This window comes from Bacteroides sp. RTP31139st1_H2_RTP31139_211217, from assembly GCF_040227615.1.
Lineage (GTDB): Bacteria > Bacteroidota > Bacteroidia > Bacteroidales > Bacteroidaceae > Bacteroides > Bacteroides uniformis.
On sequence record NZ_JBCNZM010000008.1, the window covers coordinates 1 to 8,277 of the forward strand.

At 48.9% G+C, this 8,277-nt stretch carries 8 protein-coding genes; 7 read left to right on the forward strand and 1 reads right to left on the reverse strand.

Features of this window, described 5'->3' with window-relative positions:
• The 4 genes from ABUA47_RS02140 to ABUA47_RS02155 all read left to right on the forward strand — a co-directional run.
• Positions 1-603, forward strand: a 603-nt coding sequence (locus tag ABUA47_RS02140) for a glycoside hydrolase family 26 protein (protein WP_349831404.1), incomplete at its 5' end; no start/stop codon positions are given.
• A 186-nt stretch (positions 604-789) separates the two neighbouring features.
• Positions 790-2,700 carry a DNA topoisomerase IV subunit B gene (locus ABUA47_RS02145; RefSeq protein WP_349824387.1) on the forward strand — a complete coding sequence of 637 codons (1,911 nt, stop codon included), beginning with the start codon at positions 790-792 and terminating at the stop codon, positions 2,698-2,700.
• Positions 2,697-3,155, forward strand: a complete 459-nt coding sequence (coaD, locus tag ABUA47_RS02150) for a pantetheine-phosphate adenylyltransferase (protein ID WP_005830918.1) — start codon at positions 2,697-2,699, stop codon at positions 3,153-3,155. Before ABUA47_RS02145 ends, coaD begins: the two co-directional genes overlap by 4 nt.
• Positions 3,156-3,186: 31 nt before the next feature.
• Positions 3,187-4,800 carry a S41 family peptidase gene (locus tag ABUA47_RS02155; protein ID WP_034529349.1) on the forward strand — a complete coding sequence of 538 codons (1,614 nt, stop codon included), beginning with the start codon at positions 3,187-3,189 and terminating at the stop codon, positions 4,798-4,800.
• Positions 4,801-4,882: 82 nt separating this feature from the next.
• On the opposite strand, the gene ABUA47_RS02160 is transcribed toward ABUA47_RS02155, so the two are convergent.
• Positions 4,883-5,485, reverse strand: coding sequence for a phosphatase PAP2 family protein (locus tag ABUA47_RS02160; RefSeq protein WP_005830921.1), 603 nt, complete (start codon positions 5,483-5,485; stop codon positions 4,883-4,885).
• 105 nt (positions 5,486-5,590) lie between these two features.
• Here ABUA47_RS02160 and ABUA47_RS02165 point away from each other — a divergent pair, with 105 nt between their 5' ends.
• The 3 genes from ABUA47_RS02165 to ABUA47_RS02175 all read left to right on the forward strand — a co-directional run.
• Complete coding sequence (locus tag ABUA47_RS02165) at positions 5,591-6,493, forward strand: helix-turn-helix domain-containing protein (protein ID WP_035447326.1); 903 nt, start codon at positions 5,591-5,593, stop codon at positions 6,491-6,493.
• Between the two features lie 162 nt (positions 6,494-6,655).
• On the forward strand, positions 6,656-7,354 hold the full coding sequence (locus ABUA47_RS02170; RefSeq protein WP_005830923.1) for a succinate dehydrogenase/fumarate reductase cytochrome b subunit: 699 nt from the start codon (positions 6,656-6,658) through the stop codon (positions 7,352-7,354).
• A gap of 36 nt (positions 7,355-7,390) precedes the next feature.
• Positions 7,391-8,277, forward strand: an 887-nt coding sequence (locus ABUA47_RS02175; protein WP_349831406.1) for an FAD-binding protein, incomplete at its 3' end; no start/stop codon positions are given.

The following is an 8,277-nucleotide window of genomic DNA, read 5'->3' on the forward strand; positions in this document are numbered from 1 at the left end:
CCCATCCCTATCATCTTCCGTCCTTTCCACGAACATACGCAAACATGGTCGTGGTGGGGAGCTGGTTGTACTACAGCCACCGAATTCATCGCCCTTTGGAAGTTTACGGTAAACTACCTGCGCGACACGAAAGGCATACACCAGTTCATCTACGCCATCTCCCCACAAATGGACACCGTGAAGAGCGAAGATGACTTTCTCTTCCGCTGGCCGGGCGACGACTATGTGGACTTCATCGGTATGGATTGTTACCACGGGCTGAATCCTACTACTTTTTCCTATAATCTGAAAGCCATTTCCGACTTGTCCCAAAAGAAACGGAAACCTTGTGGAGTAACGGAAACCGGCGTGGAAGGTTTCACAGCCAAAGACTACTGGAGCAAACAAATCCTGACTCCGGCCACCGGTCACAAAGTGAGCATGATTGTAATGTGGCGCAACAAGTTTGTAGGTGGAAATGAACAGGACATGCACTATTTCTCCGTCTTCAAAGGACACGCCAGTGAAGCCGACTTCATGAAGTTCTATAACAATGAATTGACTCTTTTCAGCAAGGACTTGCCGGACATGTACCTGATGCCCGAGCATACCACAATAAAATGAGTTTCTTCTTTCCCTTTGCCTGCTCCCTACCTGCTCCCTACCCGCTCCCTCCGCTTGGATACGGAGATAACAGAGAGTTGGCAGGGAGCAGACTATATGAAGGTATGTGAACTTTCAATAAACAAAATACCCCCTTGTATATATCATATATAAGCTATATATTTGCAAGAAACTAAAAAAAGGGAGATGGAAGAAGAACAAAATACCAATGACGGCCTGCCATTCAGCGAACCGTCTGTAGAATATACCGACGACAACATCCGCCACCTGGACGACATGGAGCATATCCGTGTCCGTTCTGGTATGTACATAGGCCGCCTGGGCGACGGTTCACAAAGCGACGACGGTATCTACGTCCTACTGAAAGAAGTAATGGACAACAGCATCGACGAGTTCAAGATGGGTGCCGGAAAGCGTATAGAAGTGACTATAGAAGACAGTCTGCGTGTCAGCGTACGCGACTATGGACGAGGCATTCCGCAAGGAAAACTCGTAGAGGCGGTCAGCAAGCTGAATACCGGAGGTAAATACGACTCAAAAGCCTTCAAGAAAAGCGTCGGACTGAACGGTGTGGGCATCAAGGCGGTCAATGCGCTGAGTAGCCGTTTCGAGGTACGCAGCTACCGCGACGGCAAAGTACGTACCGCCATCTTCGAGAAAGGAACGCTGTTGAGTGATGTGACCGAAGACTCGACAGAAGAAAGCGGAACCTATATCTTCTTCGAACCGGACGCCACACTCTTTCTGAACTACTCCTTCCAGAACCAGTTCGTAGAAACCCTGCTGCGCAACTACACCTACCTGAATACGGGCCTCACCTTCATTTACAACGGCCAGCGCATCGTCTCCCGCCACGGACTGGAGGACTTGCTGAAAGACAACATGACCAGCGAAGGACTTTACGACATCATCCACCTGAAAGGAGAGGACATCGAGATAGCCTTCACTCACACCAACCAATACGGCGAAGAGTACTACTCCTTTGTCAACGGGCAGCACACCACCCAAGGCGGTACACACCAGACTGCCTTGAAGGAACACATTGCCCGTACCATCAAGGAGTTCTACAACAAGAACCAGGAATATGCCGACATCCGCAACGGACTGGTAGCCGCCATCGCCATCGACGTGGAGGAACCCATGTTCGAGAGCCAGACCAAAACGAAACTGGGCAGCAACAACATGTGGCCTGCCGCGCCGCAGGAACACAAGCCCGCCGGCCCCACAGTGAACAAATACGTAGGAGACTTCATCAAGACGGAAGTAGACAACTACCTCCACAAGAACCCGCTTGTGGCCGAAGTGATGTTGCAAAAGATACAAGACTCCGAGAAAGAGCGCAAAGCCATTGCCGGCGTCACCAAGCTGGCCCGCGAACGCGCCAAGAAAGCCAACCTGCACAACCGCAAGCTGCGCGACTGCCGCTACCACTTGAGTGACGGTAAAGGCAAAGACCAGGAAACCGAATCCTGCATCTTCATTACCGAGGGAGACTCCGCCAGCGGTTCCATCACCAAGAGCCGCGACGTGAATACCCAAGCAGTATTCAGCCTTCGTGGTAAACCACTAAATTCCTACGGACTCACCAAGAAAGTAGTTTATGAAAACGAAGAATTCAACCTGCTACAGGCAGCCTTGAATATAGAAGACGGCATAGAGACACTGCGTTACAACAAAGTCATCGTAGCCACCGATGCCGATGTGGACGGCATGCACATCCGCCTGCTGATTATCACCTTCTTCCTGCAGTTCTTCCCCGACCTGATAAAGAAAGGGCATGTATATATCCTGCAAACCCCTCTCTTCCGCGTGCGCAACAAAAAGAAGACAAGTTATTGCTACACAGAGGAGGAACGTGTGAAAGCCATTGAAGAACTGGGTCCCAACCCCGAAATCACCCGATTCAAAGGTCTGGGAGAAATCTCGCCCGACGAGTTCAAGCATTTTATCGGCAAGGATATGCGTCTGGAACAAGTGTCCCTGCGCAAGACAGACCTCGTAAAAGAACTGCTGGAATTCTACATGGGTAAGAATACCATGGAACGACAAAACTTTATTATCAACAACTTGGTTATAGAAGAAGATTTGGCATCATGAGAAGAGCTATCTTTCCGGGAACATTCGACCCGTTTACTATCGGACACTCTTCGGTAGTGAGCCGTGCACTGACTTTTATAGACGAAATCGTCATAGGCATCGGCATCAATGAAAATAAGAATACGTATTTCCCCTTGGAAAAGCGCGAACAAATGATACGAGACTACTACCGGAACGAGCCGCGCATCATTGTGCAGTCCTATGACTGCCTGACTATCGACTTTGCCCGGCAGGTAGATGCCAGTCTGATAATACGCGGCATACGCACCGTGAAGGATTTCGAATACGAGGAAACCATTGCCGACATCAACCGCAAACTGACCGGCATAGAAACCATCCTGCTCTTCACCGAGCCAGAACTTACCTGCGTCAGTTCCACCACCGTGCGCGAACTGCTGCAATACGGCAAGGACATAAGCATGTTCATACCGGAGGGAATGGAGATTAGGGATTAAGGATAAAGGATTAGGGATTAAAATGGAAATGATGAAAAAACTATTTACTATTATAATATGTATATGCGCGGTGACGGCGCAAGCGCAAAAGCCGAACAATGAAGCCCTGCGCAAACTGCAAATGGCAGAGTTTGCCATCACCAACCTTTATGTGGACAAGGTGGATGAAGACAAGCTGGTGGAAGAAGCCATCATCAAGATGCTGGCACAACTCGACCCGCACTCCACCTACAACAACGCCGAAGAAGTGAAGAAGATGAACGAGCCGTTGCAAGGCAATTTCGAGGGCATCGGCGTACAGTTTCAGATGATAGAAGATACCCTGCTTGTGATACAACCCGTGAGCAACGGACCTTCCGAGAAGGTGGGCATCCTTGCCGGCGACCGTATCGTAGCCGTCAATGACAGCGCCATTGCCGGAGTAAAAATGAGCACGGAAGATATTATGAGCCGCCTGCGCGGACCGAAAGACTCGGAAGTGAAACTCACCATCGTGCGCCGTGGCGTGGACGACCAGCTGTACTTCACCGTGAAGCGTGACAAAATTCCCATCCTCAGCCTGGACGCATCTTACATGATACAACCCAAAACCGGCTATATCCGTATCAACCGCTTCGGGGCAACCACCGCCGAAGAGTTTGCAGAAGCCCTGAAAAGCCTGCAAAAGAAAGGAATGAAAGACCTCATCCTCGACCTGCAAGGAAATGGAGGAGGGTATCTGAATGCCGCCATCGACCTTGCCAACGAATTTCTGAAGCAAAAAGAACTCATCGTCTACACCGAAGGAAGGGCCGCACGCCGCAGTGATTTCTTTGCCAAAGGTACGGGCAACTTCAAGAACGGCCGTCTCATCATATTGGTGGACGAGTACTCCGCTTCTGCCAGTGAAATCGTGACCGGAGCCATCCAGGACTGGGACAGAGGCGTGGTAGTAGGACGCCGCACCTTCGGCAAGGGATTAGTACAGCGTCCTATCGACCTGCCGGACGGTTCCATGATTCGCCTCACTATCGCCCGCTACTATACTCCTTCGGGCCGTTGTATCCAGAAGCCTTACGACAGCACCGCCAACCTCGACGGCCGCCTAACCGGCGAGAACAGTCAGGATAAGTATAACCAGGAACTGATAGACCGCTTCAATCATGGAGAAATGATTCATGCGGACAGTATCCATTTTGCCGACTCCCTGAAAGCACAGACCAAGCGTATGGGACGTACCGTTTACGGAGGTGGAGGTATCATGCCCGACTTCTTCGTCCCCATCGACACTACCCAGTACACAGACTATCACCGCAACCTCGTAGCCAAAGGCGTGGTTATCAAAGCCACTACCGGCTACATCGAGAAGCACCGGAAGGAGTTGCAGAACAAATACAAGAAATTCGAAGCCTTCAACGAGAAGTTCGAGATAGACGATAACTTCCTTGCCGAAATACGTACGCTTGCCGACAAAGAGAAAATCAAGTTTGACGAGAAACAGTACAACCAATCCCTACCGCTCATCAAGACACAACTTAAAGCCTTGATAGCCCGTGACCTATGGGACATGAACGAATACTTCCAGGTGATGAACAGCACGAACCAGAGCGTGCAGCAAGCTCTAAAAGTGTTGAACGAAGGCATCTACAGCACTATTATCCAATAGCCGACTTGAAACAAACTTAGGCGCGGATTATGCGGATTTAGTTTATCTAACTCCGCGTATTCCGCGTAATTCGCGCCTAAAATCATTCTCCGAACAGCCACTTATTCAGCCACTTGTTGACGTAGATGTTGACCACAGCACATCCAGCACCGATTGCAGCCCCCGCCAACACATCCGACGGATAATGCACTCCCTCGTTCATACGGGAAACTCCCACGGAACAAGCCCACAGGGCAGACGGAGCTATCACATACCATTTAGGATACTTTACACTGAGCGAGGTGGCAAGGGCAAAAGCCGTCGCCGTATGTCCGGAAGGAAAAGACGGGCTGCCTTCATGGCTATATGCATGCACTCTGTCGGGATATTTATCATAAGGACGCTCACGGTCCACCAGATATTTCATTCCATAAGTCACAACAAAAGCCCCCGCTACACTTGTACCTACGTAGACCGCATCTTTCAGCAAACCCTTATCATGTTTTATCCAAGCGGCAACCGCCATCGCCACCGGAACACCGACAGCAACATAGGGCTCCGAACGTGAAATTATCTTATTATAGTTACGGACAAACTTGCCATCCCAACTGTTAACCCGGTGCAAAGTGTTAATATCCCAATTCTGTGCCGAAAGACCGGATACAACAAGGCAGATAAAATATACAAAAAAAATAGCCTTTTTCATAAGTCCTTTATATTAGTTTGACGCAAAGATAGGACAAATAGATAGAGTTTTCACAAAAAAATTCTATCTTTGTTGCCACATTTATAATAATTCGCTAATCATTTCATGAGACTGGAAACTTGCTGCAACCGACAGATTGATTGTATGGTATGTCCCCAAAAATCAGAAGGAGTATTGGTTTACCGCCACTACCCCAAGGGACAACATTTCTCTGCTGAAAAGTGCACACAGAACTGCATGATATTTATGCTGAAAGGTGAATTACTTGTAAACAGTGACGAATATCCGGGCACCACTCTCCAAAGCCGCCAGCTCATCTTGCAAGCCATCGGCTCCAAAGTAGAACTCCTGGCTTTGACCGAAGTGGAATATATTGTCTATTGGTTCACCGAGCTTCCTCTGATTTGCGAAGAGCGCTACAAGGAGATACTGAAACGCTCGGAAGCCCCCTTGACTTATACCCCGCTTAGCGCGATTTCCATGCTCGAAGGGCTCCTGAAAAGCCTTGCCTGCTACCTCAACGAGCAACCCTATGCGTGCAGCAAATACATTGAAATGAAATGCCAGGAATTGGTATACATATTGACATGCTACTATCCGCTACACCAAATCAGTACATTCTTCTACCCCATCAGCACTTATACGGAAAGCTTCCAATATTTCGTCATGCAGAACTACGACAAGGTGAAGAATGTGGAAGAGTTTGCCCACCTCGGTGGATATACCACCACCACATTCCGCCGTCTGTTTAAAAATATGTATGGGGTCCCGGTCTATGAATGGATTCTGGACAAGAAACGTGAAGGAATTCTGAACGACCTGCAATACACCAAACAACGCATTTCAGTCATCAGCGCCCGCTATGGCTTTGATTCCCTATCCCACTTTGCCCACTTCTGCAAAGACTCTTTCGGAGACACGCCCCGCGCCCTGAGAAAACGTTCAGCAAACGGAGAAAAGATTTCCATTATCTGCAAAGAGCAAGGCAAAGACCAGGAGGACGAGTAAACCTTTTACTTGTCCGTAAACTTCGCATTCTGCCGGATTACGGAATTATTTCTTTAATCGCTTGCTTTATCGCTGGATTTCTCCTATTTTTGCGAAACATTTACAGAAGTATCCTGATAGAACAAATTTTCAAACTATTAAATAACTTAAATTCAATCATTTATGTGGTTAAGTAATTCATCTGTAGGAAGGAAAGTGGTGATGAGCGTTACCGGTATCGCCCTTGTCCTGTTTCTGACATTTCACATGGCGATGAACCTGGTTGCATTAGTCTCGGCTAATGGCTACAACATGGTTTGTGAGTTCCTGGGAGCAAACTGGTACGCATTGGTGGCTACGGTAGGTCTGGCTGCCTTATTCATCATCCACATCATCTACGCTTTCTGGCTGACTATGCAGAACCGTAAGGCACGTGGTAGCGAACGTTATGCCGTTACGGAAAAGCCCAAGACTGTGGAATGGGCTTCTCAGAACATGCTCGTACTGGGTATCATCGTAATCGTGGGTTTGGGCCTGCACCTGGTAAACTTCTGGGCTAAAATGCAGCTTCCCGAGTTGATGCACAACATGGGCATGCATGCCGACACCCTCACGCTGGCATATGCAGCCAACGGTGTCTATCACATTCAAAACACCTTCAGCAATCCGGTATTCGTAGTGCTTTACCTCGTTTGGCTGGGCGCATTGTGGTTCCACCTCACTCACGGTTTCTGGAGCTCCATGCAGTCTTTGGGCTGGAACAACAAAGTATGGATTAACCGTTGGAAATGTATCTCCAACATCTATTCTACTATCGTTGTCCTCTGCTTCGCTCTGGTAGTTGTCGTATTCTTTGCAAAATCATTGTGCGGCGCTTGCTAAATTCAAATTGTAAATGACTAAATTGTAAATTGCATTATGACTAAGATAGATTCTAAAATACCGGAAGGACCGGTGGCTGAGAAATGGACCAATTATAAAGCTCACCAAAAATTAGTGAACCCTGCCAACAAGCGTCGTCTGGACATCATCGTAGTAGGAACCGGACTTGCCGGTGCCAGTGCTGCCGCCTCTCTGGGCGAAATGGGTTTCAGAGTATTCAACTTCTGCATCCAGGACTCTCCGCGCCGTGCACACTCCATCGCTGCACAAGGTGGTATCAATGCTGCTAAGAATTACCAAAACGACGGTGACTCTGTATACCGTCTGTTCTACGATACAGTAAAGGGTGGCGACTACCGTGCCCGCGAAGCTAACGTTTACCGTCTGGCTGAAGTATCCAACAATATTATCGACCAATGCGTTGCACAAGGTGTTCCTTTCGCCCGCGAATACGGCGGTACACTGGACAACCGTTCTTTCGGTGGTGCTCAGGTATCCCGTACTTTCTATGCCAAGGGTCAGACCGGACAGCAGCTGTTGCTGGGTGCATACTCTGCATTGAGCCGCCAGGTGAACGTAGGCACTGTGAAACTGTATACCCGCTACGAAATGGAAGACGTTGTCCTCATTGACGGACGTGCCCGCGGTATCATTGCAAAGAACCTCGTTACCGGTAAATTGGAACGTTTTGCCGCCCACGCTGTGGTAATCGCTACCGGTGGTTACGGCAATGCCTACTTCCTTTCTACCAATGCAATGGCATGTAACTGCTCTGCAGCAATGGCTTGCTACCGTAAAGGTGCCTGGTTTGCCAACCCTGCTTACGTACAGATTCACCCCACTTGTATCCCGGTTCACGGCGACAAGCAGTCTAAGCTGACTTTGATGTCCGAATCTCTGCGTAACGATGGTCGTATCTGGGT

Bases quoted from the DNA above. Each gene is read 5' to 3' on its own strand.
- ABUA47_RS02145 (WP_349824387.1), top strand. From the start codon at position 790: ATGGAAGAAGAACAAAATACCAATGACGGCCTGCCATTCAGCGAACCG.
- coaD (WP_005830918.1), top strand. From the start codon at position 2,697: ATGAGAAGAGCTATCTTTCCGGGAACATTCGACCCGTTTACTATCGGA.
- ABUA47_RS02155 (WP_034529349.1), top strand. From the start codon at position 3,187: ATGAAAAAACTATTTACTATTATAATATGTATATGCGCGGTGACGGCG.
- ABUA47_RS02160 (WP_005830921.1), bottom strand. From the start codon at position 5,485: ATGAAAAAGGCTATTTTTTTTGTATATTTTATCTGCCTTGTTGTATCC.
- ABUA47_RS02165 (WP_035447326.1), top strand. From the start codon at position 5,591: ATGAGACTGGAAACTTGCTGCAACCGACAGATTGATTGTATGGTATGT.
- ABUA47_RS02170 (WP_005830923.1), top strand. From the start codon at position 6,656: ATGTGGTTAAGTAATTCATCTGTAGGAAGGAAAGTGGTGATGAGCGTT.